This is a genomic window from Nitrosopumilus sp. (genome assembly GCA_029862745.1).
Taxonomy (GTDB): Archaea; Thermoproteota; Nitrososphaeria; order Nitrososphaerales; family Nitrosopumilaceae; genus Nitrosopumilus.
This window is the reverse complement of record JAOTWS010000003.1, coordinates 16,543-40,490: the sequence shown is the minus strand read 5'-3', so window position 1 is coordinate 40,490 and position 23,948 is coordinate 16,543. Positions and strand designations below refer to the sequence as shown.

General features: G+C 31.2%; 35 protein-coding genes. 16 read left to right on the top strand and 19 right to left on the bottom strand.

From position 1 onward, the window contains the following. The first annotated feature begins 161 nt into the window (after nt 1-161). The gene (locus OEM44_03655; protein ID MDH3515893.1) at nt 162-2,117 is read left to right on the top strand and encodes a polysaccharide deacetylase family protein; all 1,956 of its coding nucleotides are present in this window, start codon (nt 162-164) and stop codon (nt 2,115-2,117) included. 382 nt (nt 2,118-2,499) lie between these two features. Here OEM44_03655 and OEM44_03650 read toward each other — a convergent pair whose 3' ends face one another. From OEM44_03650 to OEM44_03630, 5 genes are all read right to left on the bottom strand, one after another. Then, nucleotides 2,500-2,658, bottom strand: a complete 159-nt coding sequence (locus OEM44_03650) for a hypothetical protein (protein MDH3515892.1) — start codon at nt 2,656-2,658, stop codon at nt 2,500-2,502. A 62-nt stretch (nt 2,659-2,720) separates the two neighbouring features. Further along, nucleotides 2,721-2,909, bottom strand: a complete 189-nt coding sequence (locus OEM44_03645) for a hypothetical protein (GenBank protein MDH3515891.1) — start codon at nt 2,907-2,909, stop codon at nt 2,721-2,723. 367 nt (nt 2,910-3,276) lie between these two features. After that, complete coding sequence (locus tag OEM44_03640; protein ID MDH3515890.1) at nt 3,277-3,471, bottom strand: hypothetical protein; 195 nt, start codon at nt 3,469-3,471, stop codon at nt 3,277-3,279. Nucleotides 3,472-3,972: 501 nt separating this feature from the next. Beyond that, on the bottom strand, nt 3,973-4,266 hold the full coding sequence (locus OEM44_03635; protein MDH3515889.1) for a hypothetical protein: 294 nt from the start codon (nt 4,264-4,266) through the stop codon (nt 3,973-3,975). Between the two features lie 27 nt (nt 4,267-4,293). Then, entirely contained in the window at nt 4,294-5,121 is an 828-nt protein-coding gene (locus OEM44_03630; protein ID MDH3515888.1) for an ABC transporter substrate-binding protein, read from the bottom strand. 82 nt (nt 5,122-5,203) lie between these two features. On the opposite strand from OEM44_03630, the gene OEM44_03625 reads away from it, so the two are divergent. The 4 genes from OEM44_03625 to OEM44_03610 all read left to right on the top strand — a co-directional run bounded on the left by OEM44_03625 (nt 5,204) and on the right by OEM44_03610 (nt 9,313). Then, entirely contained in the window at nt 5,204-6,106 is a 903-nt protein-coding gene (locus OEM44_03625) for a sugar isomerase (protein MDH3515887.1), read from the top strand. A 40-nt stretch (nt 6,107-6,146) separates the two neighbouring features. Next, the gene (locus OEM44_03620; GenBank protein ID MDH3515886.1) at nt 6,147-8,339 is read left to right on the top strand and encodes an elongation factor EF-2; all 2,193 of its coding nucleotides are present in this window, start codon (nt 6,147-6,149) and stop codon (nt 8,337-8,339) included. 381 nt (nt 8,340-8,720) lie between these two features. Beyond that, nucleotides 8,721-9,146 carry a hypothetical protein gene (locus tag OEM44_03615; GenBank protein ID MDH3515885.1) on the top strand — a complete coding sequence of 142 codons (426 nt, stop codon included), beginning with the start codon at nt 8,721-8,723 and terminating at the stop codon, nt 9,144-9,146. Nucleotides 9,147-9,148: 2 nt separating this feature from the next. Beyond that, a complete protein-coding gene (locus tag OEM44_03610; GenBank protein ID MDH3515884.1) occupies nt 9,149-9,313 on the top strand; it encodes a hypothetical protein in 165 nt (54 codons plus the stop codon). A 61-nt stretch (nt 9,314-9,374) separates the two neighbouring features. Here OEM44_03610 and OEM44_03605 read toward each other — a convergent pair whose 3' ends face one another. Beyond that, complete coding sequence (locus OEM44_03605; protein ID MDH3515883.1) at nt 9,375-9,509, bottom strand: hypothetical protein; 135 nt, start codon at nt 9,507-9,509, stop codon at nt 9,375-9,377. A 425-nt stretch (nt 9,510-9,934) separates the two neighbouring features. Next, nucleotides 9,935-10,351 carry a hypothetical protein gene (locus OEM44_03600; protein MDH3515882.1) on the bottom strand — a complete coding sequence of 139 codons (417 nt, stop codon included), beginning with the start codon at nt 10,349-10,351 and terminating at the stop codon, nt 9,935-9,937. A gap of 275 nt (nt 10,352-10,626) precedes the next feature. Between OEM44_03600 and OEM44_03595 the strand changes: the two genes are divergently transcribed. After that, nucleotides 10,627-11,484, top strand: coding sequence for a thermonuclease family protein (locus tag OEM44_03595; protein MDH3515881.1), 858 nt, complete (start codon nt 10,627-10,629; stop codon nt 11,482-11,484). Between the two features lie 101 nt (nt 11,485-11,585). On the opposite strand, the gene OEM44_03590 is transcribed toward OEM44_03595, so the two are convergent. Then, entirely contained in the window at nt 11,586-12,395 is an 810-nt protein-coding gene (locus OEM44_03590) for a hypothetical protein (protein ID MDH3515880.1), read from the bottom strand. A 303-nt stretch (nt 12,396-12,698) separates the two neighbouring features. Between OEM44_03590 and OEM44_03585 the strand changes: the two genes are divergently transcribed. After that, nucleotides 12,699-13,145: a GNAT family N-acetyltransferase gene (locus tag OEM44_03585; GenBank protein MDH3515879.1), complete on the top strand. Its 447-nt coding sequence runs from the start codon at nt 12,699-12,701 to the stop codon at nt 13,143-13,145. Nucleotides 13,146-13,213: 68 nt separating this feature from the next. On the opposite strand, the gene OEM44_03580 is transcribed toward OEM44_03585, so the two are convergent. After that, complete coding sequence (locus OEM44_03580) at nt 13,214-13,399, bottom strand: hypothetical protein (GenBank protein MDH3515878.1); 186 nt, start codon at nt 13,397-13,399, stop codon at nt 13,214-13,216. A gap of 566 nt (nt 13,400-13,965) precedes the next feature. Here OEM44_03580 and OEM44_03575 point away from each other — a divergent pair. After that, the gene (locus OEM44_03575) at nt 13,966-14,193 is read left to right on the top strand and encodes a hypothetical protein (protein MDH3515877.1); all 228 of its coding nucleotides are present in this window, start codon (nt 13,966-13,968) and stop codon (nt 14,191-14,193) included. 37 nt (nt 14,194-14,230) lie between these two features. Further along, entirely contained in the window at nt 14,231-14,461 is a 231-nt protein-coding gene (locus tag OEM44_03570; protein MDH3515876.1) for a hypothetical protein, read from the top strand. Between the two features lie 4 nt (nt 14,462-14,465). On the opposite strand, the gene OEM44_03565 is transcribed toward OEM44_03570, so the two are convergent. Next, the gene (locus OEM44_03565) at nt 14,466-14,888 is read right to left on the bottom strand and encodes a hypothetical protein (GenBank protein ID MDH3515875.1); all 423 of its coding nucleotides are present in this window, start codon (nt 14,886-14,888) and stop codon (nt 14,466-14,468) included. Nucleotides 14,889-15,177: 289 nt separating this feature from the next. Then, nucleotides 15,178-15,402, bottom strand: a complete 225-nt coding sequence (locus OEM44_03560) for a hypothetical protein (protein MDH3515874.1) — start codon at nt 15,400-15,402, stop codon at nt 15,178-15,180. A 189-nt stretch (nt 15,403-15,591) separates the two neighbouring features. Here OEM44_03560 and OEM44_03555 point away from each other — a divergent pair, with 189 nt between their 5' ends. Both OEM44_03555 and OEM44_03550 read left to right on the top strand, forming a co-directional pair. Continuing rightward, nucleotides 15,592-15,969 (top strand): hypothetical protein, encoded by a 378-nt coding sequence (locus OEM44_03555; protein MDH3515873.1) that lies wholly within the window; start codon nt 15,592-15,594, stop codon nt 15,967-15,969. 64 nt (nt 15,970-16,033) lie between these two features. Next, nucleotides 16,034-16,354: a hypothetical protein gene (locus OEM44_03550; GenBank protein MDH3515872.1), complete on the top strand. Its 321-nt coding sequence runs from the start codon at nt 16,034-16,036 to the stop codon at nt 16,352-16,354. Here the strand turns inward: OEM44_03550 and OEM44_03545 are convergent. Further along, nucleotides 16,351-16,557 (bottom strand): hypothetical protein, encoded by a 207-nt coding sequence (locus OEM44_03545; protein MDH3515871.1) that lies wholly within the window; start codon nt 16,555-16,557, stop codon nt 16,351-16,353. The genes OEM44_03550 and OEM44_03545 overlap by 4 nt on opposite strands. A gap of 4 nt (nt 16,558-16,561) precedes the next feature. After that, complete coding sequence (locus OEM44_03540) at nt 16,562-16,774, bottom strand: hypothetical protein (protein MDH3515870.1); 213 nt, start codon at nt 16,772-16,774, stop codon at nt 16,562-16,564. A gap of 82 nt (nt 16,775-16,856) precedes the next feature. Between OEM44_03540 and OEM44_03535 the strand changes: the two genes are divergently transcribed. Next, the gene (locus OEM44_03535) at nt 16,857-17,129 is read left to right on the top strand and encodes a DUF5615 family PIN-like protein (protein ID MDH3515869.1); all 273 of its coding nucleotides are present in this window, start codon (nt 16,857-16,859) and stop codon (nt 17,127-17,129) included. On the opposite strand, the gene OEM44_03530 is transcribed toward OEM44_03535, so the two are convergent. Together OEM44_03530 and OEM44_03525 are read right to left on the bottom strand one after the other, a co-directional pair. Beyond that, complete coding sequence (locus tag OEM44_03530; GenBank protein MDH3515868.1) at nt 17,126-17,692, bottom strand: hypothetical protein; 567 nt, start codon at nt 17,690-17,692, stop codon at nt 17,126-17,128. The two genes, OEM44_03535 and OEM44_03530, sit on opposite strands and share 4 nt — an antisense overlap. Nucleotides 17,693-17,708: 16 nt before the next feature. Beyond that, nucleotides 17,709-17,942, bottom strand: a complete 234-nt coding sequence (locus OEM44_03525; GenBank protein ID MDH3515867.1) for a hypothetical protein — start codon at nt 17,940-17,942, stop codon at nt 17,709-17,711. 77 nt (nt 17,943-18,019) lie between these two features. On the opposite strand from OEM44_03525, the gene OEM44_03520 reads away from it, so the two are divergent. After that, nucleotides 18,020-18,274 (top strand): hypothetical protein, encoded by a 255-nt coding sequence (locus OEM44_03520; GenBank protein MDH3515866.1) that lies wholly within the window; start codon nt 18,020-18,022, stop codon nt 18,272-18,274. Here OEM44_03520 and OEM44_03515 read toward each other — a convergent pair. Beyond that, nucleotides 18,271-19,092, bottom strand: a complete 822-nt coding sequence (locus tag OEM44_03515; GenBank protein MDH3515865.1) for a hypothetical protein — start codon at nt 19,090-19,092, stop codon at nt 18,271-18,273. The two genes, OEM44_03520 and OEM44_03515, sit on opposite strands and share 4 nt — an antisense overlap. A gap of 102 nt (nt 19,093-19,194) precedes the next feature. Then, a complete protein-coding gene (locus OEM44_03510; protein ID MDH3515864.1) occupies nt 19,195-21,009 on the bottom strand; it encodes a CBS domain-containing protein in 1,815 nt (604 codons plus the stop codon). A gap of 150 nt (nt 21,010-21,159) precedes the next feature. On the opposite strand from OEM44_03510, the gene OEM44_03505 reads away from it, so the two are divergent. Both OEM44_03505 and OEM44_03500 read left to right on the top strand, forming a co-directional pair. Continuing rightward, nucleotides 21,160-21,585 (top strand): DUF151 domain-containing protein, encoded by a 426-nt coding sequence (locus OEM44_03505; GenBank protein MDH3515863.1) that lies wholly within the window; start codon nt 21,160-21,162, stop codon nt 21,583-21,585. A gap of 50 nt (nt 21,586-21,635) precedes the next feature. Next, nucleotides 21,636-21,845: a hypothetical protein gene (locus tag OEM44_03500; GenBank protein MDH3515862.1), complete on the top strand. Its 210-nt coding sequence runs from the start codon at nt 21,636-21,638 to the stop codon at nt 21,843-21,845. Between the two features lie 12 nt (nt 21,846-21,857). Here the strand turns inward: OEM44_03500 and OEM44_03495 are convergent, their stop codons facing one another. Beyond that, nucleotides 21,858-22,052, bottom strand: a complete 195-nt coding sequence (locus OEM44_03495) for a hypothetical protein (protein MDH3515861.1) — start codon at nt 22,050-22,052, stop codon at nt 21,858-21,860. Between the two features lie 578 nt (nt 22,053-22,630). Between OEM44_03495 and OEM44_03490 the strand changes: the two genes are divergently transcribed. Next, nucleotides 22,631-22,879: a hypothetical protein gene (locus tag OEM44_03490; protein ID MDH3515860.1), complete on the top strand. Its 249-nt coding sequence runs from the start codon at nt 22,631-22,633 to the stop codon at nt 22,877-22,879. Here the strand turns inward: OEM44_03490 and OEM44_03485 are convergent. Next, nucleotides 22,876-23,136: a hypothetical protein gene (locus tag OEM44_03485; protein ID MDH3515859.1), complete on the bottom strand. Its 261-nt coding sequence runs from the start codon at nt 23,134-23,136 to the stop codon at nt 22,876-22,878. The two genes, OEM44_03490 and OEM44_03485, sit on opposite strands and share 4 nt — an antisense overlap. Nucleotides 23,137-23,948 lie beyond the last annotated feature (812 nt).

The window sequence follows — 23,948 nt, the reverse complement described above, 5'->3', positions numbered from 1 at the left end:
TTGTAAAGTCAATGCATCAGGAGTAAGTAAGAGTTAACCATTATAGTAATAATCCGTTTGTTGTTCTTGTATTAGTTTATGGCGATATCTCTATTTTATGCCGAATTTTTTGATGATTATATAGCAAAGGAAATAAAGCGTTGTCAATATAGAAAAAATACTTGAAAAATTGGTTATGGTTGCTTGTGATCTTAGCTCTGCCAGCCGTATTTGCATATGCTGAGACTAGTACTGTTGAATTGACAATAGTGGATAGTAATGAAGATCCAATAAATTCATGGGGCATGTATGTTGAAATCTTTTCAGAAAATGATAGAAAAACACCAATTCTAAAAATGGAACAACCAGTAAACCCTAGTAAAATATCCCTAGAAAAAGGAAAGTATGTCATTAATATTTACAGGCATGACATGTTTGTTGGATATCATATTTTAACAATTGATGATTCAACTAAAAAAATTAAAATACCTATTGGAGACCTGGGAGGGACTCTTTTTACAATTTATTATGATGATAACAAGCCAATCCAAGGAGCCAAAGTTGAAATCTTCTCTCATAAAGGAATAAAATGGGCAGAAGATGTTACAGGAAATGACGGAAGAACTGAAAGATTTTGGTTACAAATTCCCAATGGTATTAACGATTATTATTCTGCAAAAATATCCTTAAGTGAAGAAGTTTCATACACTGTTCCTAAATTCCGTTTTGCCCAGGGACTTAATAATGAGATTATAAAGACCCCTTGGAAGTCCGTAGTAGATGATCTAATAAAGATACAACTTTATAAAAATATACGAGAACCTATTTCAGGTTATGATGGAGAATTTGCTATCGAATTATACAATAATAATAATGATAAGGTAACTCAATCAAAAGTAGATTCTCATGGTGAAGCAACGTTCTCAAATGTTCCTGTAGGTTTTTACTTTTTACGTGTACTGGATTCCTCAAACTCTGAATCCAAAGTCTGGGCAATAAAAGAAATATTAGTTCATAAAAATATGGGTGAAATAAAAATTTTTGAATCAAACGACCAAAACATAGACTATGAGATTAATAGCATTAAAAATAAGTCTGAAATTGAATCCCCTGATGAAACATGTAACTGTGTGGCATTTAGATTAGACAATGTACAAGATTATTATCTTATTGATGTACAAGAAGAATTGATCAATCTATTTCTTAGTAAAGATGTGCCTCTTACTGTAGGGATTATAGGAGAAAATTTTGGTAGTGATGCAGAACTAACTAATTTCCTAAAAACAACCATATCCAAAAATGACAAACTTATTGGAATTGGTAATCATGGTGGTACCTCTGACATTACAACTATGAATAAGGATGAACAGCTTGAGCTTATCAGAAATACTAATAACAACATATCTGATTTAATTGAGAAAAAACCCTCTGTTTTCATTCCACCTTTTGGACGTTATAATACTGATACCATTTCTGTGTTAAACCAAGAAAATATACAATATATCAGCTCTGTTTCATCATTTGATGTTGCACCTTATCCTCTCAAAGATGAGTCTCTGTTTAGGTTTCCATCCACAGCTTCTACAGGATATATTGAGCAAGGAAGAGCATGGTATGGTATTCCAGCAAATCAAACAATGAATGATATTAAATTCAGCGTACGGGATTATGGATTTGCAGTGGTGTTGCTTCATCCACATGAATATTCAAAAAGAAGTGGATGGGTTTTTGAAAATCAACTTGATGTTACTCAGTATTTTGAACTTGATGAATTAATAGACGAGGTAAAGAATTATGGGTTAAAGATAGTCTTAATTGATGATATAAACACAGAGACACGTCTTTTCTCCATCCCGTCTATTCCAAATTGGTTTAAAAGTACTACTTCATGGTGGGTAGAAGATAAAATCAATACTTCTGGCTATCTTAGATCAATAGAATATTTGATTGAGAAGAAAATTATCCAAGTGCCACAAATTGATATCGATATACAAGATAATAATAAAAATACTCTCCCTGTGTTTAAAAACAATGCAAAATTATGGGTCCAAGACAAAATGTCTGACAAGAAATTCATTAATGAGATTGAGATTTTAATACAGCAAGACATAGTACATCAATTTAAAAAATCAAGATAGTCTTACTTTATAGTGATTTAAGAAATAGTCTCTTTTCACATCTCTGTAAATCTTCTAAAATGAATATCTTTGAATAAAAAATAGTGTTTGTAGGTGCTTGCAGTTGGTAATTTATAATGATGAATTTGAATCAAAATGGCACACATTTTTTTAAGAGATAAATAATTTGAATTTAATTTATTTCATATGTTATAATAAACAAAACCATATTTGATTATTGAATAACTGTAAAATCATATCTTGAATTCTAAATTATTTCCACGTGTTGCAAAAATTGATGATTGTTAAAATAATCAGATGAAACCTTCTGGAGGTGTAGTCAACTTCTTCCTTAACATCTCTCATAGTATGAATGAAATGAGATCAGGATCTCCACTGACAATCACAAACCAGTACTTAATGTTTTCAATGCAAAATTCCCACACTTTGGACACCGATGTTTTTTCAATAATTCTGTATGAGTTTGTATAGATTTTTTAGAATATGTGATGCGTTCCCCACAATCTTCACATACACCAGGTATGTCTCCTTTTGGAATCATGTCTTTTTAAATTCTGTGTTAACTTAAGCGTATTGTCTATTCTCAAAAGAATTTAGAATCTATTAACTATCAAACCCAATAGTTCTCATACCAAAACAAGGCTTGTTTCCTTTACTCCAACATTTACAAGAACAAGAAACAGCCTTTCCGGTTTCCAAGTCTTTAACAACTTTGTGAAAAACTCCCACTCTAATTTCTGATTCAATCGATATTATTTCATATCTATCAGGTTCCTGATCATAATCAACCATGACTGTAATCTGATAATTATGAACTTAAGCTTGTTGAAGTTTAGAATCTAATCAATATTTTTTCATATAATTGAATATGTGTACATTCCAATCCCAATTAGCATCAATAAACTGATAATTATTGCCTTTTTATCATTTTGTGGTAGTTTCAATACGTTTCGAAATACACTATGAACTTAAGTGTATGGTTTTAGAATCTATTTACCAAACAATGCAATTTTGATAAAAATCCAAAAACCCATTCTGAATTAATGTATATTGCATTTTGAACACCGATTCACTTCCTCATGATTTTCTTTTTTTGTTTTACGATTTTCAAAAAATACAAGATATTTTTCTAGTTCAGATATAGTTGATTTTTATTGTTTTAAGAATTACGCATAGTTACCTGATTTCCTACAGAATGATGGATTCCAACCACTAATTCTAATTGGGTAGTAATTATCATCAAAGTTTCACAAGAAAGACATAGAATTGAAGGCACATAATCTGCATTTGCTTCAGAAGGGCCAATTGTAGCTAAAACTGCATCATCTTTAATGTCTGATCCATCACAATTCACACATTTAGAAGGTTTATGGGCTACACGTTTTATTTTATTGATGTAATAATGAACCAAGATAGAAAAACTATTTCATAGGGACTCTTAAATTAACTGGTTTTTTATTTTTTAATTTTTAAAAATTATGAACTTAAGCTTGTTGGAGTTTAGAATCTAATCGTCATTTAGATGATAATCTTTTCAAAGAACAACATCTTCTGAACTTTTTCACTCAAGATGTCCTATTTTGCCATCAACTGCTATCTTTGCACCGACTCATCATTTAGCAAGTTTTCTCTGATCAGTTTATTTTTGATTTTTTTCATCTTGACTTTAGATGTTTCTTCAGGATCTCCAACTTCTTTGAAATCCATTTTTTCATATCGCCATCTCATAAAGATTCTAAGCATTTTCTTGCAATCCTATGACGATTACAGTATCTTTTTTCAAATGGATGAACTTCTATTATTTGTGAATTTTTATGTATGAATTAACAAACACAAATTTGGGGTATAAATGGAATCAGACAAATCCTTCTGGAGGTTTCTGAACAAATACATTACAAACAAGCGCATCTGTTTTTGTATCTCTGTATTGAACATTGCATGAAACAAATTTGCCCTTTAATGCACGTTCCAAGTCTTCTTTTGTAGTTTCTTCATACTGAGGCTGTTCAGGATCATCAATTTTTCCAATTATTATTTTTTCAGTTTTTCCATAACTTTCTTGATTGTCTTTCCTAGTGTGACTTACTAATAATTCAAAAGCATTATTTGTCAGAATCCCGATAACTGGACCGCCTATACCATCTCCCATATTTAATAAAATTTTTTAGTTCTATAATTACTTGGTGGCTATACTGATCTCAAAGTCTGGAACTAGTTTCTTTTCTTTTGCCATCTCAAATAATCTTCTGATTGATTCTTCACCTGAATCTCCCATGTTTACAGTTATTTTATTAACATACATTTTTACAAATTTTTTAATTAAATCACGTGACTTTCCTCTTGAGTACTGCATTGCATATTCTATGGCATCATCAAAATTTTTCAAGCCAAATTCAATTGATGCTTGTAGATATCTATCAAACTTTACAATGGTTTCCATGCCTATCTCTGTTTTCATTACATTAATCCCAAGCGGAACTGGTAATCCATTTGTTGTCTTATCCCACCATTCTCCAACATCTAGAATTTTGATATTTCCTTCTTGCTCATATGATAATTGTGTCTCATGAATTACTAATCCTGCATCAACTTTGCCTGATTTGACAGCATCTGGAATATCACTAAAATTCATTTCTATATGATCAAATTTTCCTATCATTAACTGCAGTAACAAAAATGCTGATGTCATCTTTCCTGGAATTGCAATTTTACATTTTTTTAAGTCATCAATTGACATTTGCTTTGTTGCAGTAACTATAGGGCCATAACCAATCCCAAAACTCCCTCCACTTCTCAAAATTGTATATCCTGGAATGTATGCACATGCATGAACTGAAACCGCTGTTACGTCAAGCTGAGGATCAGTTGCTTTACGATTTAACTTTTCAATATCTTCTATCACATGATTTACTGTAAAGTATGGAGATGGGACTTTATCTGTAAACATTCCATAAAACATGAATGCATCATCAGAATCAGGAGTGTGTCCTACAGAAATTTCCATATTTGATTTGTCAATGGTCGTAATAAAAATCAAAACCTGAAAAAACCGTTTTTCTAATATATGTTAAAAATTATTCATTACTATGAATTCTATTGAATCTTTTGAAAAAGACATCGAACTTCAATCATCTTTTTTAAAATTGTTTAAAACACAAAAACCCCTCTCACAAAGTCATCAAAAAAATACTTATTTTTCAGGAAGTGGTGATTCAATGGTATCTTCATTACTTGCAGAATCTTTTTCTGGTGGAATTGTAAAAGCTATGGATCCTCTAGATCTTTACAATAACAAAAAATTAGTAAAATCAAAACATGTTTATTTTGTATCCGTTTCTGGAAATACCATATCTAATATCAAGGTAGCAAAGAATGTGAAAAAATCAACTGCAATAACATCAAATCCTAATAGCAGACTTGCAAATGTATCTGATGAAATAATTCAACTCAATTTTCCTAGTACCGGCCTATTCACTGCAGGTAGTATTACTTTTTTGGAAACTGCACTTACATGTATTTCCTTGGTGAAAAAAATTATAATTCCTAATGAATCAATATTCCAAAAAGCAAAGTTTGATGCAAAAAAAGTCAAGTTGTCTAAAAGAATATTTGTTTTGGGGAATATGTTTACTTATCCAATAGCAATGTATTGTGCAGCAAAATTTTATGAAGTCTTAGGATATGATGTGCACTATTGCAGAATTGAGCAATTCTCCCATATGGAACTATTTTCAGCAAAAAAGGGAGATACTGCCATAATACTTGAAAATAATAACCATCACAATAACCAACTAGGAAAACATCTTAAAAAAATTGGCATGAACGTGGTTCATCCAAATGTACCTTTAAAGAAACTAGATCAGATAATTTTTTGTGCCATTTTCTCTCAGATGATTGTATTGTATGAGGCAAAAAAGAAAAATCTTAAAGAATGTCATTTTGTAATTGCAAAAAATATCCGTAATGTATCTGATCAAATGATCTATTAGAAGGCTAAGGTTTAATACCTGAAAACTTTGGTTTGCGAATATGGCAAAATTCAAGTCAACTGCAGAGGTTATGAAAATTATCAAGAATAAAGCAAATATTCGTAACTTCGGTGTTATTGCTCACGTTGACCATGGTAAAACTACTATGAGTGATAGTCTTTTGGCAAACTCTGGAATTATTGCCCCATCTGCCGCAGGAAAAGCTCTGGCAATGGACTTTGACAAAGAAGAACAACAAAGAGGAATTACAATTTATCAAGCAAACGTAACCTTACTCTTTTCTCAAAAAGGTCAAGAATACGTCATTAACATGATTGACACACCTGGACACGTAGACTTTAGTGGAAGGGTTATTCGTAGTCTTAGGGCTATTGACGGTGCTGTAGTTGTATGTGATGCAGTGGAAGGTATTATGACTCAAACTGAAACTGTAACTAGAATGGCACTTGAGGAGAGAGTAAAGCCGGTTTTATTTATCAACAAAGTTGATAGATTAATCAAAGAACTCAGATTAACTCCTGAAAAAATGCAACAACAACTTGCAGATGTAGTATCTAACTTTAATCAATTAATTGACACCTATGCAGAACCTGAATACAAAGAAAAGTGGAAGGTATCTATTCAGAATGCAAGTGTAACATTTGGTTCTGCAAAAGACAAGTGGGCAATAAATGTAGATTTGATGAAGGAGAAAGGAATCACCTTTAAAGACGTAATTGACGCTTATGTCAACGAAAAAATTGATGTCTTGGTTGAAAAAGCACCTTTAGCTGATGCAGTGCTTGGAATGGTTGTAAAACATCATCCTGCTCCACATGAAGCAGTTCAGTATAGAATTCCACAAATTTGGAAAGGCGACTTAGAGTCTGATGTTGGAAAAGCACTTCTTGCATGCAGCGATGATGGTCCCACAATCATGATGATTGTAAACATGGTATTAGATCCTGCTGCGGGTCCAGTTGCAATTGGACGCCTATTTTCTGGAGTTGTTAAAGATGGTCAAACAATCAACATTATTGATTCCAAAAGAGAAGGAAGAATTCAATCAGTTAATTTTTTCATGGGCAACCAAAGAGAACAAGTAGGCGAACTTGGGGCTGGAAACATCCCTGCATTGTTAGGATTAACTGAAGCCAGATCAGGTAATACCCTATCTACAGTCAAAGGAATTCCAATGTTTGAAGGTGTCAAATATGTCTCAGAACCTGTTGTCCAAATCGCAATTGAGCCAAAGCATCCTAAAGATTTACCAAAGCTTGTAGAGATTTTAAAACAACTTACAATTGAGGATCCAAATCTTGTTGTAAAAATTGATGAAGAAAGTGGAGAGACTATAGTTGCTGGAATGGGTGTGTTGCACCTTGATGTTGCAACACATAGAATTCAAGATGCAAAATGTGAGATCATTACATCCGAACCACTGATTAACTATAGAGAAACTGTCAAGGGTTCATGTGAGCCAATCATGGCAAAGTCTCCTAACAGACACAATAAAATTTTCATGAAAGTAGAACCACTAGAACCAAAAATTGCCCACATGCTTAGAACAGGTGAAATTAGTGATATGAAGGACAAAAAAGTAGTTGCTGATTTACTAAAAGAGGCTGGATGGGATACTGATACAATTAAGAGAGTTATGAAATTTGACTCACGTGGAAATGTATTAATCAATGGAACAAAGGGTGTTCAGTTTGTACAAGAATCAACTGATTCAATTAATTCTGGATTTGAAGAAGTAATGAAGGAAGGACCTCTATGTAAAGAGCAAATGAGAAACTGTAAATTTATCTTCACCCACTTTGTTCCACACGAGGATACTGCACACAGAGGATTGTCTCAATTAGGCCCTGCTTCACGTAGGGCATGTATGGGCGCATTACTAACTGCCGGTACTGCTGTTTTAGAGCCAACACTGGCAATTGAGGTTCGTGTCCCAACTGATCTAGTTGGAAACGTAGCTACTGTTCTTTCTGGTAAACGTGGTAAAGTGCTAGACATGCAACAAAAAGGTGCATCAAGTATTATTGTCGGTGAGATTCCAGCTTCTGAGACATTCACCCTGTCTGAAGAGATGAGGGGTCAAACAGCAGGACGCGCAACATGGAATACCTCATTTAAGGAATGGACTGAAGTTCCAAAATCTATGTTAACTGCAGCAGTTGCAGATATTAGAAAAAGAAAAGGATTGGCCCCAGAACCACCTGGTGTTAACGAGTTTATCGACAAAGAATAAAAATAGAAACCTCCCCTTTTCATGCTTATGTTTGCGCTATGTTTTGAAGAGATTACGTCATAATGAAAAGAATGGTGATTTGTTGGAGAATGTTAAAATCAAAATAACATTGATATTCATGAGAATAGAATTGAATACCATAAAAATAATGCAAAAATAAAACATGTCTCTGTAGAAATTGGTTAATAACAACTTAGAAGTAAGGCATAACACAAACCATTCAGTCATGTTAAATAACTTTTTATTCTTTTTATAGTGAAAATATATTGATATGATCTTCGAAGATTCTGAAGCCGCTCCTATTCCATTAGACATTGCTGAATATCTCCCCCCGTCCCGTTAGACACTTTACCGGAACAACTCCCACCTGATTTTTTAACTATGAAGGTAAAGAATTACACTGTAGAATTTTCAGGTCGTACTAGTTCTTATTGTGTAGGGGTGGTTGATATAATTGACTCGACAAAAATCTCAGCGCGGTTACCTCTTGAAAAATCTGCAAAATACTACGAAATTTTTTTAAACGTTATGGCCAGAGTGTTAAATCGTTTTGGGGGAATGATAGTGAAAAATGTTGGCGACAGTCTCTTATTTTATTTTCCAGAATCTTCCAAGGGTAGACGATATGGATTTATGACTTGCCTTGAAGGATGCCTCGCAATGCAGGATGCTCATAACTTTGTTTGCATGTGTGCACAAAAGGAAAAATTACCACCTATTAACTATAGAATTAGTTGTGATTATGGACCCGTCATGATTATGGATGAAAATCAATCACATGGAATAGATATGATTGGACCCCTTTGAACATGTGCTCAAAAATAAATCACCTTGCAACAAAAAATGAATTTATTATTGGAGCAGATTTGTATGAGTCTACAAAAAAATTACCAGATTATAATTTCACATTAAAAGGTGAGTTTAAGGGTGATCTCCCAAGTGGTTATTCTATATATGGGGTTACTAGGAAATAGATCATAGCCATGTTAAGGCATTTGCAATGCTTTCTAATCTGAAAAAATACTAGTTTTGAATTCAGCTATACTCTTTTTCAGAATCCATTGCCATCTGGCTAACCATTTTTCTATATACCTCAAAATATTGAAGATTCTTTGATATTTCTTCCTCGTTTTTATTTTGGATGTATTTCTTTGTGATTTGTTCACTCATGGTGAATAATTTAAAAGAAAAATCAAAAAGAGATGAGGTTTAAAAAATTGACCTTTTACAGTTTCTTCATAAGCTGTCTAATATAGAAATACTCAAAAATAATTTTTCATTAGATAGCCATCTCATATTTTAGGCAGTCTTTACGGTTAGGCTTAGCACCGACAGAATTGTGTGATGTCAAGATAACTATATGATAGACCTAACCTCATTGTGGAATCATAACTAGGCACGATTGAATAACTGGTCTACTTATACACGGTATAACAAGTGTTTGAAATCATGTTAATTTTTTCCAATAAAATGAAGAGGATGTAATTTATAACCAATCTTTTTAAGAAAATTTATGGAATTTAATCCACTTGTTTTTATGCACAACATGGAAGATTACATCCTATGATCTAAAAAATAACCCATAGTGTATAAGGTTAGGTGTGCTTTTTCATACTCGATGTCATCAGATCCATCATGTTTTTATTCAACGAGCTAAATATTTTGGTGTTTTCACTGAATACATCAAATATCTTTTTTGATGTTTCAGTAGAATCAAAGACAAACTTGTTTTGATTTTGAAATGCCTTGGTTGCCTTCTCCACAATATTGTGAATTTCTTTCACTGTTTCTTCAGGCATGCTAAAATTTAAACCTGCTTTGGTAGCATATTCTTGCTGTATGGCAATAGACGAATTAATTACATTCTTCCATGCGTTAAGATAGCTTTTCTGAATATCAGTTGCTATTTGATGGTAAACTGGGGAGGATTTATCAATTTCATTAAAAAATTGTTCAGTATTATTCTTACATTCTGTAAAAATATTCTTTGATTCGTCTATAGTTTCTCCCATGTAATGTTAATGGTTTTACTGATAAATAAGCTTGATCTAGAAAATTGATAACTATTTTTGTATGGCTCACTGAGATTATAAAATGTTAATGATTTTATTTAGAGTTGAAATAGAGCGATTTTAATTTGACCGTATTTTTGAGTCTATCTAAAAGTTAACATTGAATTTGTTTGTTTGAGAAATGTTATAACATAAAGTATGTTTGTATTTTATGAATGAAATGGATTGTTGTTTTATTTGTATTTTTTTTATTTTTTCCACTGAATTCATTTGGATTGACATCTGAAATTCCTGATTGGGTGAAGAACAATGCAAAATGGTGGTCAGCATCTCAAATCTCTGACAAAGATTTTCTTAAGGGGCTAGAATATCTTATTCAAAATGGAATATTGCAAGTTCCAACGAACACAAAAATTGATTCATCTTCAGAGCAGATTCCCTCATGGCTTAGAAACAATGCTAGTTGGTGGAGCCAAGGGTTGTTATCTGATGACGATTTTGTAAATGGAATACAATATCTGGTAAGTAATGGAGTTATCAATGTGCCACAAAATAATTTATCTTGTTTGGGAAATGGCTTATGTATTTCTGCAAGGATTGAAAGAATTGTGGATGGTGATACCATTTACGTTGAAGGATACAAGATAAGATTATCGCTTACAAACACTCCTGAAAAAAATGAACCAGGATTTTTAGACGCAACTGAATTTACAAAAAAACTCTGTCCCGTTGGGTCTGTTATCACTGTTGATCAAGATGACAAACAACAATACGACGAATATGGACGACTCTTAGGAAAAGTGCATTGTAATGATAAGATTCTAAATTCAGAATTACTCTATAATGGACATGCAAATATTTTATCAAAATACTGTGCATCTAGTGAATTTTCTGATGAATCTTGGGCTCAGAAATACGGATGTGGGGTACAGTATGAATCAAAACCCATTCAAAATACTCCTAAAACAATAAAAAGTGTAGGTAATTGCGATCCTTCATACCCTGATGTGTGCATCCCGCCATATCCTCCAGATTTAAATTGTAAAGATATACCATACACAAAATTCAAAGTTCTTCCACCTGATCCACACAGATTTGATGGAGACAAAGATGGGATTGGTTGTGAATCATAGTTTTAATTATTTGTATCTTTTAGAGATCAGAAAATTATTGTAGCATAAAATTCCTCAAAGAATATGAATATTTTATCTCAATAAAAGGTTCGAAGATAACTCTAAAGTTTCTCATGGATAATGACTTGAACTTTTGTTAAAGCTAATTCAAGTTCATCTGGCAATACTATCAATAAACCGGACTCTTTTCCAACATTTTTACAAACCCCACTGAAACTATGATAATTCTGAGCATGACAGTCATCTTGAGAATAGAATTCAAAAGAATCTTTTTTTAGATAATTTTTGAATTCTTCTTCTGAAGGTACAAAATAGACATCAAATCCAATATTTTTATCATTTAATGAGACAGAATATTCATAAGAAGTAGTTTCATTGCTTGTACAAATTGGAATAAATTGAACAAATCCTTGTTTTGCATATTCTTTTTGTTTTTCAGCATCATAGTTGAAATTTAGATTATTTGGAACGATTGTCACATACGGATCATCATTTAACTTTGTTCCTTTAATTAAATCAATTTTGCTGCGTAAACTATCAATTATATAACGATATGAAACAGGCTTCCAATTTGAATCACAGTTACTAAACTCATGTTTTAGTATTACAAATGATTTACCATGTTGATATTGTAATTGGTTTGAATTATAATTGGAAAATAATGAAATATCTGGTGACTCATTATGGAAATCTTTTTTATTGGATTTAGATTTTGTATCTGACCATACATTTGTTACATCAAACAAAATATTTCCTGCATGCTTCCAATCTTGCTGTAAATGAACATACACAGAATATTTGTTGATATCTTGATCATAAAAAGAATCAAACAAAATCTCTCCAAATAAGGCATTTGATAAAATTAAAATAAATGCAGTTATGGGAATTATGACATAAAAGATCTTTTTCATCAAACCACCAAAATACATAAAAAAATACAAATTTGACTCTAATATTCCATTCTAAAAAACAGATGAAATGATGTTGGAGTTCATTCTGAGTATCAGGGGTAGAAAATGTGTGTACGTGGTTATTTCTGAGCAAACTATGATCATTACTTAAACCCTTTTTTTTATACTCAGAAGGGGCTATTGTTCAAAAGAAAATAACATGTTTCTGGGCGTGATTTTATGCTATGTTGTGAGATAACTATAACATAACGGAAGTTAGTTTGTTGGAAATTATTTAAACATTATATTGGTATTATTATTCTTGTGGATTTGGTAATACGAGAATCAACTGAGAATGACATCCCGTCAATTCTTAACTTACTCTACGAACTAGAGCGACCTAGACCCATGGATGACAACGAAATAAAAATATTCACAAACAAGATTCAGGATTATTTTTTAGATTCTCACAAAACTATTCTAGTTTCAGAAACAGAAAACGAAATTGTGGGGATTGTAAGTATTATTTATCTTCAAAGACTAAATCGTGCTAAATTGGAGATGTATATTCCAGAATTGATAGTAACAGAGAAATTCAGATATTCTGGAGTTGGTAAAAAGATGATACAGCATTGTATTGATATTGCAAAAAAGAAAGGTTGCTATAGGATAAGATTGGAATCAGGTAACCAAAGAAAAGAATCTCACATATTTTACAAAAGTATTGGTTTTGAGCAATCTGCATTATCTTTTACTAAATACATATTGTAACCTTCCTAGGAAAATAAAATCATGACCGTATAAAATTCTCAAACGTTATCGTAATTCCCTCTTTTGAGTCATCTAACTAGTAGATAAACTGGAAAAACAATCAGTGCCAAAAGAAAAGACATTCCTCCAAACGGAATATTTCTTAAGAATTCTACATTGGGATATAGAATTATCGTGCAAATCCAAAGCACTCCAAAAATTATTGACGTTATTACAACTATTTTTAAAATTTTCTGTATTACTTGAAATTTCATTTTACTAGTAATGACTTTAGCATGATCATAAACTTTTTCAGTAAATCAATTTTGATCGTAATTCAAGTCATTATTGATTTTTTGTTGACAAAAAATAGAGATGCTATTTTTGCCACTAAACAGATCTTCTTTTTTAATGAGTGATTCTATTATGATGTCTAGAGGAGGATCTACATTATGATTTGTTTAATATTTCTAAATCAAATTCTGTAAATAAAAACGGATCATTCATAATCTTATGTGCTCAAAGATTTTCTAATCTTTTTAGATATTTCAAAACCTCATAATTGTAATTCCTGTGAATTTTATTGGAAATGATTTATGGGGTTTTGATGATCCCTCATCAATCACCCATGGTGTGTTAGGTATTTTGTCTTTCAAAATTTGTATTTAACTTCGATGGATGAATTCTTAGTGGGGTGATATTTTTTAACCCAAGATTTTTTGTTTGATATTTCAGATACTGCAATGATTTTAATGGATGAATGGCGATTTTAAGTAAATTATTGGATAAATAAGATTCATGTCTAGTTATTTATTCAGGTTGTTTCTTTCAATAAATGATAATGGGCTTATTGTACACCAAATTTCATCTTGATTTTGATGATGAACAATGGAGACAACTCTCTAGTAACCCAATTGTTTTTCAGGCTCTAAAAAATGATGTGACATTGGAAATTGAGGATGTTTCTCATAAATCTTATAAATTACATTTCAAAGAAAATGGCAAGCTTAACATGTTCAGGGTCACTGGAAAGTTTCGTTTGACTTGGAATGACGATGATCTTATTTGATTTTATGAAATAATAAAGGGATATTTTGAATAAATTCATGTCTTTAGAAACCAAAATTAGACAAATTACTGCAAATTTTGAAACTACTTCTTCTGATGAATTCTTGGAAGTTCTTGAACAGATAAAGCCTTTCTTTAAAAGTCCCTTGATCTCGGAATATCTACAAGGAAAAATCCAAAAAATTCTGGATGCAAAAAATCAGGTGGAAAAAAAGAAACAATGCAAGACTCTAATGCCTTACCTTGATTGGTATTTGCAGGGATTGTAGTATTTTATGAATATTGTTTTATTTTTATTAATGCCTTTTTGATAACCACTTTATCTTTTCTGGCTTCTTGCATGTTCCCAATAATTTTAACAAAGTATTCTTGACCCGTGTCTTCTGCCTTACTAATATCTGATTGATAACATAAAAGTGCTTTTTCTAAAAATGAAATATCTTCAATTAAAGAACGGGTTAATTTTATATCCGTAAGATTATTTTGGATTTTTTGAATCATCTTGTCAATTTCTGGAATTGTTTTTACTGCTTGTTGATTCAATACCGATGCAAACATTGCTGCGGCATTTTTTAATTCTGGACTGTTACTTATCGTTCTTAATCTGTTTCTATAATGCTTTAGTGATTTTAGAATGATTTCATAACCTCCTTCATCTTTAAGATATATTGCACCTAACCATACTTTCTCAGACATTTCTAAATATGAGTATATTTAATTATAATTTAGTTGTTACAATTAGGCATTAGTATTATTGCTTCTTGATCCTAATATATGATAAAACCCTATAGTAGATGTTGAATTTAAAAAATGAGTTTGGTATGACACACCTTTTGGCGACCTGCCCTAACTGTGATGTAAATACATTGTATTGTGGAAAAATCCCAACAGCTATTAAAAATTTAATGAATAAAGAAGTATTATTTTGTAAAAATTGCAAGTTTGTAGTATCTGTAGATGAATACAAGAAAATTTTATCTCAAGTTTAAATGTCAAAATTTTCTTTTACTTGTGGTACGTTTCTGTTAATCAGATATAGTAGAATCCCTGCTAAAGTAACTCCCATACCACTTAGACCTACAAATGTCCCAGTGTTTTTGATTAGTCTTAATAGTTGATCTTTCTGACCTATCTCAACTGAGTAAAACATTACTAGTCCTGAAATGAACATCCCTATTCCTATTATGATGATTAATGTGCCCGTTTTCATGTTTGAAGTCAGTTTTTCTAATTAATAAATAACTAGACTAAAAGTAATTTTTGAATCTAGTCCAACTGAAAGAATATCTAGACAAAACTATCTTTTTGATTATTTTAAATATATATCAATATATGAAATCTGAATTATTTAGAACGTTCTATAGCTTATATTTGGTAAATTGAGGTTTTGAATTTAGATATGACAGCAAAGAAAGTCGATCTTCTTAAAATAGTTCAGGAGATATCAAACCTGGATCCTAAAATGAGATTTGCAGCAGTAATTGATTCAAAAGGTAATGTTCGTGAGGGTATCATGAAAACTGGAAAAACAAGTCTTAAAAATCAAAAAGAAGAGGAATTATTCTGTAAACAAATCGCACAAAGAAGATCCATGAGAAAAGGATTTGATAAGTCTCTAGGTAAAGTAAGATACGTTCATGTTGAAAGAGAAAAAGTATCCCAGCTGGTAATCTATACAAAAAGAAACATTGTATATTTTACAATGGAGCCTGAAATGACAATTAACAAAAAACTAATGTTGATTACCAAAGTAAAGAAAATTACTGTTGACATCTAGATGTAATTTTAAAATAAATTTTCTAAATGTTATGGCTTTTCACAAGTATATTGGTGATTCTAAGATGTTTGAGTATGATAAACATTATAGAAGATGTCAACAACAGAACATGCCGTTTATCAAGGCTAAAACTAATCCTGTTCATGGGAATTACTATGTCCAAATTGATTTGATGACTTGTGATTATGATCTTACTATACAGGAGCAGGATGAAATAAAAAAATTAATCCAAAAAGAAATCAAATATGTTCAATCAAATCTAAAATTTGAATTTAATGGATTCAGTATTACTAATGAACTTGCATGGTTTGATGGTGTCTCATCTGAACACGTAGATAGTTTTTGTAATAGGCTTTATGATTTAACACAGAATAAACACAATTAAAATCGTATCAAATTTTTTAGAATTTTGTCTATTACTTGAATCTCTTCCTTTCTTTCTTTAATTGTTGTCTCATTCCATTCTTTTGCAAATTCTGATTTTTTATCTAATTTTTCTAATTCCTCAATGTATTTTATTAAATGAATTTTGTAATTATGAAGCGAATCCAGATGCTTATTGTGATTTTTTTCAGCAGGTGTAGTCATCCCACTATTCCTCTCTTATCTCTGGAAACATATCTTTAATTCTTTTTTTGTCTTTTTCCATAGCGTCAATTCTATTATCTAGATGGCTTTTGATAGCAGGCTCTTTTTCTTGGTCTTTTTCCTCTTTAATATCTGAAATAATTTTACAAAGCGATCTATAGTATGCTATGTGGTTTTTTTTGGACTCTTCAGATTTATCTTCTTCTTTAATATCCATGAAATCATTGATTTCTTTGAAAATAAGTATCTGTCATTTAAGGTCTGTTTACACTAATATTGAAATTAAATCATAAAATTATATGAAAATACTGGTGGATGAAAATTTGGATGGTATGGATGAGCGACTTAAGAGCCTTGGATATGATGCTTATAGCGTACGAAAATTACAGATGGATGGGAAAAAACTTGGTTCTGATTATTCGATAATCAATTATGCTCGTGAAAATGATATGATCATTATCACAAAAGATACTGAATTTCGCAAAGCAAGTGAAGAAAATGATTTTCCACTAATATTACTTGATGATGAAGAAATCTTAAAAGTTATTGTAGAAAAATTAAAAAATTTTTAGTTTATGTTATTTGAATTAATTTGTGGTATATTCAAATTTGCAAGTACATCATTTAGAAAATCCTTTTCTGACTGATGTACGATGCTATCTATGATCACTTCCCAGCAATCACTAATCTTACGAATTACTTGTGAGAACATTTGATCTTTTTTGAATGAGGGATAATAGGATAAGAGCTTCATGACTCCATCTATTGTTTGTACCATTTGTATTTGGTGTATAGTTGATCTTAGCCTTTCATGAAACGAAAAATCCCCCTCTATACTTATTTTCTTGAAGTTTATTATTTCGTCAAAAATTATCGTAATTTCATTGTGTATTATTTTGAGTTGATTATTTACTGATTCATGGAGATTAATCAATTTATACTCAATATGTGATCTGTCGTAGACTTTTTTCTCAATTTCTCCTGCCTCTACTAATTGACTTATTTCTCTGTAAACTGTTTTTTCACTGCCTACCTTTTCAATTACCCTTTTGGCAAGTTCTGTTCCACGAATTTTTCCATTCTCATTGAGAATTCGAATAATTTCGATTCTGATTATCTCTGAATTTTTGTTCATGGGTTTCTCCTAGAAGTCATTTTCTGTATTTTTCTAGTACTGCTTTGCCACCTATGTCATTAATCTCTCTTGCTAATTGTTCTAAAATTGCTATCCCTTTTTTTATTGGTTCTTTTTCCAGATTTTTGAGTTCAAGGTTTTTTTTCAGTGTACGTTTTTCATTATTTATAAAACTTAACAGACTTACATTTTCTCCCATATTGAGATTAACAAAAAAATCTATGTATTCTGAGGCTGATTTTATACCCATGAAATTAGTCTTTTTTTCTAGTATTTGAAGAGCATCCATTAATCTAGGTTTATTTAGATTTTTGATGTTATAATAATATGGATAGCTGTGATAGACGTATTCGTGCTTACAAAAATGGAAAAACTTTTGATCAATGCAAAGAAATTGCTGAATCTATGAATCCTGATTTTAAAAAACAAATCAAAGAAAATGGAAAAGTATTATGGACAGAAATATTAGACCAAGTAGATCATGATGAATTAATCTACAAATTAACTCTGAAATTTCTTAGACGCGATGGTTATGATATTGGAAATCATAATATTCCTGAAGTAAAATTACCTCCTCTTTAGGAATCCATCTTACAACTACCGTCATCATTACGCAATTTTTTTGCCATTAGATATGGTGTAATAAGCAAGACCGGAATTGATATTGCAATAAATAATGTCTGCATCTGGGCCAACGCAATTGAAAGTGCAATTCCACTTGCAGTTCCAACAAATACTGACAAAAATGTTCCTGCACAAGTGGGGCATGCGATGAATAATCCTACTGCAGCTCCAATCGTACTCATTCCTCTTCCTTTTTTTGAAATTGCGTAGGCAGTTACTGCTATTGACGTATTTAATGCAACAAGATACGACACAATTAACTGTAATACAAGATTAATTGGGATTATTTGTAATCCTATGTGTTCTGTTAAATAAATTATTATCTTTGGCATGTATCCTGGAGCATCACAACATGGTGCAATAAAGCCTGATGGAATTATTGCACCATAATGAATTGCAAAATTAACTTCAGGTTGATATACTAAAGTTCCAGATATTAGCGAAAAAAATATCCCATATGTGATAAATGTTATACTAAACACTTTCTTTGATTTTGAATTATTTGCAACTATTGCAATAATTGTTGTTAAATCTTTTTCTCCATTTTTGACTTTTTCTTTTTGATATTTGTATATGCCAAACCCAATTGCACCAAAAGATACAATTAATGTAATATAAAACCCATATGCTATTCTTTGTATGGTCTCAATTGCACTAGGTGTGATAAGTTCTGGATCTTGATATCTGTTAAACATTAAAAATAAAATTGTGATTGTCACAAATCCCACTATGATCAACTTTTTACCTTTAGTTTTACTTTCAAACTTGCTGACCATGATTCTTAGTTTTTCCCTACAAAATTAAACCCTATCTTACAAAATATGATTCTGTTTGAACTTGAGAGGTAACATGTTATAGTATTATAGCAATAATCTATTCTAGCTAAGTTTAGGAATAAAGATGTAGATGATGGCAATTATCTCTAATCTTCCAAATATCATTAAAAATCCAAGAATAATTTTTGTTCCTGAATCTGTGTCTATGTCTATCACGCCTGCTGATAATCCTCCTGTAGTTATCACACTTATTGCCTCAAAGAATGCATTTTCAAATGATACATCTTCAGTAATTGCAAGATGTGCACCCGTTATTACTGCAATTATTGGCATTGATGTTATGATAATCATGGTTGTAATGATTTCTTTTTTTGTATGATCTGACAGTTCTGCTCTTTTTATTTTATTGAAATATCTTCTAATGTTTATTAAATGAAGTAATCTGAATATTTTCAATCCACCTGCGGTTGAAAACCCACATCCTCCAATGATCATCAAAATTATCAAAATTATGTGTGCTCCACTATTAAGATCTCCCAGACTTTCTTTCTGCAACCCTGCTGTTGTACTAGCTGATATTGAATAAAATACACTATCTAATGTATCCAATCCACTAATCATACTGAATAAAATAATGGCACCACCTAGAATCCCAAAATATGTTAGTACCTCCTTTCCTAGTTTTGGTGCAAGGAATTTTTTTCTTACAAATGCATAATGGAATGTAAATGGTAAAGCTCCTAAAATCATTCCACCCATTAAGATTACATGCTCTTGCCAAATTAATTCCTCAAGAATAGTTGATGTAGGTAAGAATCCTCCTGTTGCAAGTGTGCTCATAGATAGTGAAAAATTATCAATGATATTTCGCTCTCCAAAGAAATATAGTAATAGCGCTATAATCACTATGTATACTGTAAAGATGAAAGTAATAGTTAGGAATAATTCTTTCATGTGAAGAGTTCTTCCAGATATGAAGCCACGCATTGACTGAAGTTTTGATTCTGGATAAAATGCTGTGATTACTAGATAGATGAAACTCATTCCTCCTACGAGCTGAGTATAACTTCTGAAGAATGTAAAACTCTGAGTCAAATTTTCTGGCTCATGAAATATTGATATTCCCGCAGTTGTAAATCCTGCGGCACTTGAAAAGAAAGCATTTGCAAATGCTTCCCCTTCAGTTTCACCGCTTGGAAGTACATATAGATAAGGAATTGTTCCAAACAAAATTAATAAAAACAAGCTAGAAAAAACCAATATTGACGCTTGATGTAAGTTAAGACTTGCTTTTTCCCCATACGAATTTAGAAAAAACCCTGTAACTAGTAATAGAACAGTTGTTAAATAAATCCCAGTTGCAATCGTTGTATCATCCAATATTGTTGCCACTATTGCTGGAACCAGTAACAATACTCCTGCAAATTGTAAAACAAAACCAAGATTACCTAGAATTGCTTTTACTGGAGGACTTAAGAGACGAGGTGCTGTACTTGTTGCATCTCTTATGATATTTGCAATTGTGCCTTGAAAAATCATGCCAACTACTTCATTTTTCTTTGATATGATTGGTAGTTTTCTTATATTATTGTCTCTCATTTTATGTAGTGCATCCTGTAATGTGGATTTTTCATTAATTGTGATCAATGGTGTACTCATAATGTCTTTTAATTTGGTAGCTTCAGCATAAACTGAAGCATCACTTACTTTACTCAGAATGTCCTCATCTGTAACTATTCCAATTGGGTGTCTTTCTTCATCTGTAACGATAATATCATCTGTTTCATAATTGCGCAGCATACTAGCTGCCACTCGGGTCAATACATTTTGATTAAGAATTAACACATCTTTGTCCATATAATCCGTAACATACTTGCTTAGAACATATGATATGGCCCGTTCTGGATTTGTGGACATAAAACTAACCAAAGTTATGGATTTTAAATAATTTGGGTTTGTGCATAAAAAATGATCGTATCATAATTATTTACTTTTTCCTCTTCTGCACTTGGATTCCAAAGTTTGCTATCTTTATAAGTATTAATTGTAAAATTTATGCGTAATACAATGGATATCGCGCAAGCTCAAGAACCAGATTATGAATCGGTCAAAATTGATTATGTTGGGTTTGTTGACCCATATGCAGTTGAAGGCATGGTTGTTTTAAAGGCTGATAACGGTAGAGAGTTTCACATGAGAGCTTTTTCTGGCGAAGTTGCCCGACATATCTCGAGTTTTGGGGATACTGAGGGAGAACCTATTCCATCAATTTATAGAATGATTGAAGAAATTTGTGAGCAAAGTGAATTGATTCTTGTCAAAGTGAAAATCTACGAAAGTGGTGAAGTTTTAAGAGCCAATCTATACTTTACAGGAAAAAAAGACATTGTATTAAGAAATTATCGTGCATCTGACGCAATGGCATTAGGAGCATTTTACAACATTCCAATACTTGTTAGAAAAAATCTACTAAAAGAAAGTATGGGTGTATAGTTCTATCATAAATTAGATTGGTTTTTTTCATAGTATGATTATAATTTCTCATGAATGATCAGGAACAACTTATGGATAATCTTCTAAATGTAGATCTTGAAATAATCGATGTAGTACGAGAACTATATCGAGAAAATTGGGATTCATTCACCCTAAAACAACAAATTGTAGATTTACTAAAAATTCGTGATGAGATGGTACAGCAATTAATGTTATCTAAAGATGATAATCATAATTGTGACTATGGTCAGAACCATTAATAATTAATTTAATTATTCAAAAAATTTATCAGGAAACATATTCTTAATTTTATTCAATTCTAATTGATATTTCTCAATTTTTGTATTAATTTCCCTTAATTCTTGTTCTTTAGCATCTTTGGCTCTTTTTTCAAGTAAAAAAATTTGATTTGAAATAGTTTTGTACATTATTGAATACTCTGGAAATTTTTTTGGAAGGTTATTCATTTATTATATTGGGTATCTATACTAATAATACTGGTTATGACATCCAACTATTCTTAATACATGTGACTATCTTTGAATGGGGTTATTATTTTTACAGATCCTATTGCTGCCCAGATGCCATCTAAAATTTAAACTCTTTTTTTGATGAACAAAGAATGTTCATGGCTTACCATCTCTAATACCTAGACAATCAATAAAATTCTACATAAATTACTCAAGTAAGAAATAATGATTCGGTTATGATTTGATTATTCTAGTTGACTGGTATTTTTCTTCTAATCTTTCTTTTCCCCTTAAACAATCATGGACTCAGGGTTTTTGAATGCTCAACATATTTCCACACATAAACCCAAATATAATAGTCATAAATTTAGTTGGCAATCAACATTACTTATAACTACAAATGTTAGTAGCAAAAATTTGAATATGTGCTTCATAATTCGGCAAACTCATCATCTCTCAGTTATAGCTTAGTTTGTGGTTAATCATCAGCAAATTTCATACTGATCTATATTGTATATTATCATTCCATCCAAAAGTTTAGGAACCTTTTTGATATGATGTTACATTATCTTAATATGGTTAATTTTGAAAAATTATATCATAATGTTGCATTGCATGTAATTGAGCGATGTCATGGTGCTATCAAAATCACAAAACATGGAAAAATTATTGAAGTTTATGATACAAAACGACATATTTGGAGTGATGGGCTTGCGGGCCTCATTATAAAAGAAGAATGTAGAAATTCAAATCTTAAAGATTGGGAGTTTGCAAATGTTCGAGGGTATGTGATACGGGAATTACTTGAAAAATCTAAAAATTAGTATTCTACCCTTCTGATCAAATGAGGCTCTTTCAACATAATCGTGTCGTCCTTTATTCCAGATAATTCAACTTTTCTGAGGTTCTGATTTGTTATCACGATTAAAGCTTCACATCTAGTGCAAAGAATTGTTTTTCCATTCGATCTCTTTTCTCTGATGATGCCTTTTTCTAATCTATCCTCCTTTTGGCATGTAGGACAAAGTTTTGGCTCATTTTGTATGATTATTATTTCTTTAACAAAAATTATTTTACTCATACATCGTTGTAAAATATTGCTAAAAAAAGAGTTTGTATTGTCAACTGGCATCCAGCAATTTTGTATCAAACATCAAACCGTTTTAATTATTTGACACAAAACGTCGAGTATTCAACATATTCCTCAATCTAGCCAATTGACAAGAACTGTATAGATTCACTAAAAATATATTTTTGTGCTTAGATACACTTTCTCAAGCTTTCATTAAGCACTTTAGATTAGATAAAAACCACATTTTTTTACAGTATTTTCACATGATACATTCTAATTTTTTTATCTACATTACCATCCATTATTATGATGATTCTTTTTGCAGCGAAATAATTTCCACTAATCTTCTACCTGATAGATGAATTGATTCCTTCTTAATGCTGAATACTATAATCTGAATTTTAATCATACATTATATGTTGTATCAAAATTTACAACATTTTGAGGTATTTTATATAATAAATAATAAAAAATCTTAAATACTAATTTATCTTACACTAATTAATGTCGTTAGTTGTAAAATCTGGCGATTAGATTGCGCTACCCCGCAGAACGAAAAAGGCATTCAGTCGTTTAACGAACTGAAAACGAGAGGAAATCTCTCATTGTTCTGCAACAAAGGGGTTGGCGCCTTTTTTATTTTCTTTGATTGATGATTTAGTGTCTTGTTGACTTCACATCTCGGTTTGTAAAAAATAAAGAATTCTTTTTCTATTTTTCTCCATCCCAAATTCTGCATGTCTTTATTTTTGGCATGACTTCCATTTTGTGTTCTGGACATTCTGTCAATTTTATATCAATTTACAAATTAAACTACTTTA

What these genes read in the sequence shown, in the direction of transcription:
- OEM44_03650 (MDH3515892.1), bottom strand. Translation starts at nt 2,658, where the DNA reads ATGATTCCAAAAGGAGACATACCTGGTGTATGTGAAGATTGTGGGGAA.
- OEM44_03645 (MDH3515891.1), bottom strand. Translation starts at nt 2,909, where the DNA reads ATGGTTGATTATGATCAGGAACCTGATAGATATGAAATAATATCGATT.
- OEM44_03635 (MDH3515889.1), bottom strand. Translation starts at nt 4,266, where the DNA reads ATGGGAGATGGTATAGGCGGTCCAGTTATCGGGATTCTGACAAATAAT.
- OEM44_03630 (MDH3515888.1), bottom strand. Translation starts at nt 5,121, where the DNA reads ATGGAAATTTCTGTAGGACACACTCCTGATTCTGATGATGCATTCATG.
- OEM44_03625 (MDH3515887.1), top strand. Translation starts at nt 5,204, where the DNA reads ATGAATTCTATTGAATCTTTTGAAAAAGACATCGAACTTCAATCATCT.
- OEM44_03620 (MDH3515886.1), top strand. Translation starts at nt 6,147, where the DNA reads ATGGCAAAATTCAAGTCAACTGCAGAGGTTATGAAAATTATCAAGAAT.
- OEM44_03615 (MDH3515885.1), top strand. Translation starts at nt 8,721, where the DNA reads ATGAAGGTAAAGAATTACACTGTAGAATTTTCAGGTCGTACTAGTTCT.
- OEM44_03610 (MDH3515884.1), top strand. Translation starts at nt 9,149, where the DNA reads ATGTGCTCAAAAATAAATCACCTTGCAACAAAAAATGAATTTATTATT.
- OEM44_03605 (MDH3515883.1), bottom strand. Translation starts at nt 9,509, where the DNA reads ATGAGTGAACAAATCACAAAGAAATACATCCAAAATAAAAACGAGGAA.
- OEM44_03600 (MDH3515882.1), bottom strand. Translation starts at nt 10,351, where the DNA reads ATGGGAGAAACTATAGACGAATCAAAGAATATTTTTACAGAATGTAAG.
- OEM44_03590 (MDH3515880.1), bottom strand. Translation starts at nt 12,395, where the DNA reads ATGAAAAAGATCTTTTATGTCATAATTCCCATAACTGCATTTATTTTA.
- OEM44_03580 (MDH3515878.1), bottom strand. Translation starts at nt 13,399, where the DNA reads ATGAAATTTCAAGTAATACAGAAAATTTTAAAAATAGTTGTAATAACG.
- OEM44_03575 (MDH3515877.1), top strand. Translation starts at nt 13,966, where the DNA reads ATGGGCTTATTGTACACCAAATTTCATCTTGATTTTGATGATGAACAA.
- OEM44_03570 (MDH3515876.1), top strand. Translation starts at nt 14,231, where the DNA reads ATGTCTTTAGAAACCAAAATTAGACAAATTACTGCAAATTTTGAAACT.
- OEM44_03565 (MDH3515875.1), bottom strand. Translation starts at nt 14,888, where the DNA reads ATGTCTGAGAAAGTATGGTTAGGTGCAATATATCTTAAAGATGAAGGA.
- OEM44_03560 (MDH3515874.1), bottom strand. Translation starts at nt 15,402, where the DNA reads ATGAAAACGGGCACATTAATCATCATAATAGGAATAGGGATGTTCATT.
- OEM44_03555 (MDH3515873.1), top strand. Translation starts at nt 15,592, where the DNA reads ATGACAGCAAAGAAAGTCGATCTTCTTAAAATAGTTCAGGAGATATCA.
- OEM44_03550 (MDH3515872.1), top strand. Translation starts at nt 16,034, where the DNA reads ATGTTTGAGTATGATAAACATTATAGAAGATGTCAACAACAGAACATG.
- OEM44_03545 (MDH3515871.1), bottom strand. Translation starts at nt 16,557, where the DNA reads ATGACTACACCTGCTGAAAAAAATCACAATAAGCATCTGGATTCGCTT.
- OEM44_03540 (MDH3515870.1), bottom strand. Translation starts at nt 16,774, where the DNA reads ATGGATATTAAAGAAGAAGATAAATCTGAAGAGTCCAAAAAAAACCAC.
- OEM44_03535 (MDH3515869.1), top strand. Translation starts at nt 16,857, where the DNA reads ATGAAAATACTGGTGGATGAAAATTTGGATGGTATGGATGAGCGACTT.
- OEM44_03530 (MDH3515868.1), bottom strand. Translation starts at nt 17,692, where the DNA reads ATGAACAAAAATTCAGAGATAATCAGAATCGAAATTATTCGAATTCTC.
- OEM44_03525 (MDH3515867.1), bottom strand. Translation starts at nt 17,942, where the DNA reads ATGGGTATAAAATCAGCCTCAGAATACATAGATTTTTTTGTTAATCTC.
- OEM44_03520 (MDH3515866.1), top strand. Translation starts at nt 18,020, where the DNA reads ATGGATAGCTGTGATAGACGTATTCGTGCTTACAAAAATGGAAAAACT.
- OEM44_03515 (MDH3515865.1), bottom strand. Translation starts at nt 19,092, where the DNA reads ATGGTCAGCAAGTTTGAAAGTAAAACTAAAGGTAAAAAGTTGATCATA.
- OEM44_03510 (MDH3515864.1), bottom strand. Translation starts at nt 21,009, where the DNA reads ATGTCCACAAATCCAGAACGGGCCATATCATATGTTCTAAGCAAGTAT.
- OEM44_03505 (MDH3515863.1), top strand. Translation starts at nt 21,160, where the DNA reads ATGGATATCGCGCAAGCTCAAGAACCAGATTATGAATCGGTCAAAATT.
- OEM44_03500 (MDH3515862.1), top strand. Translation starts at nt 21,636, where the DNA reads ATGAATGATCAGGAACAACTTATGGATAATCTTCTAAATGTAGATCTT.
- OEM44_03495 (MDH3515861.1), bottom strand. Translation starts at nt 22,052, where the DNA reads ATGAATAACCTTCCAAAAAAATTTCCAGAGTATTCAATAATGTACAAA.
- OEM44_03490 (MDH3515860.1), top strand. Translation starts at nt 22,631, where the DNA reads ATGGTTAATTTTGAAAAATTATATCATAATGTTGCATTGCATGTAATT.
- OEM44_03485 (MDH3515859.1), bottom strand. Translation starts at nt 23,136, where the DNA reads ATGAGTAAAATAATTTTTGTTAAAGAAATAATAATCATACAAAATGAG.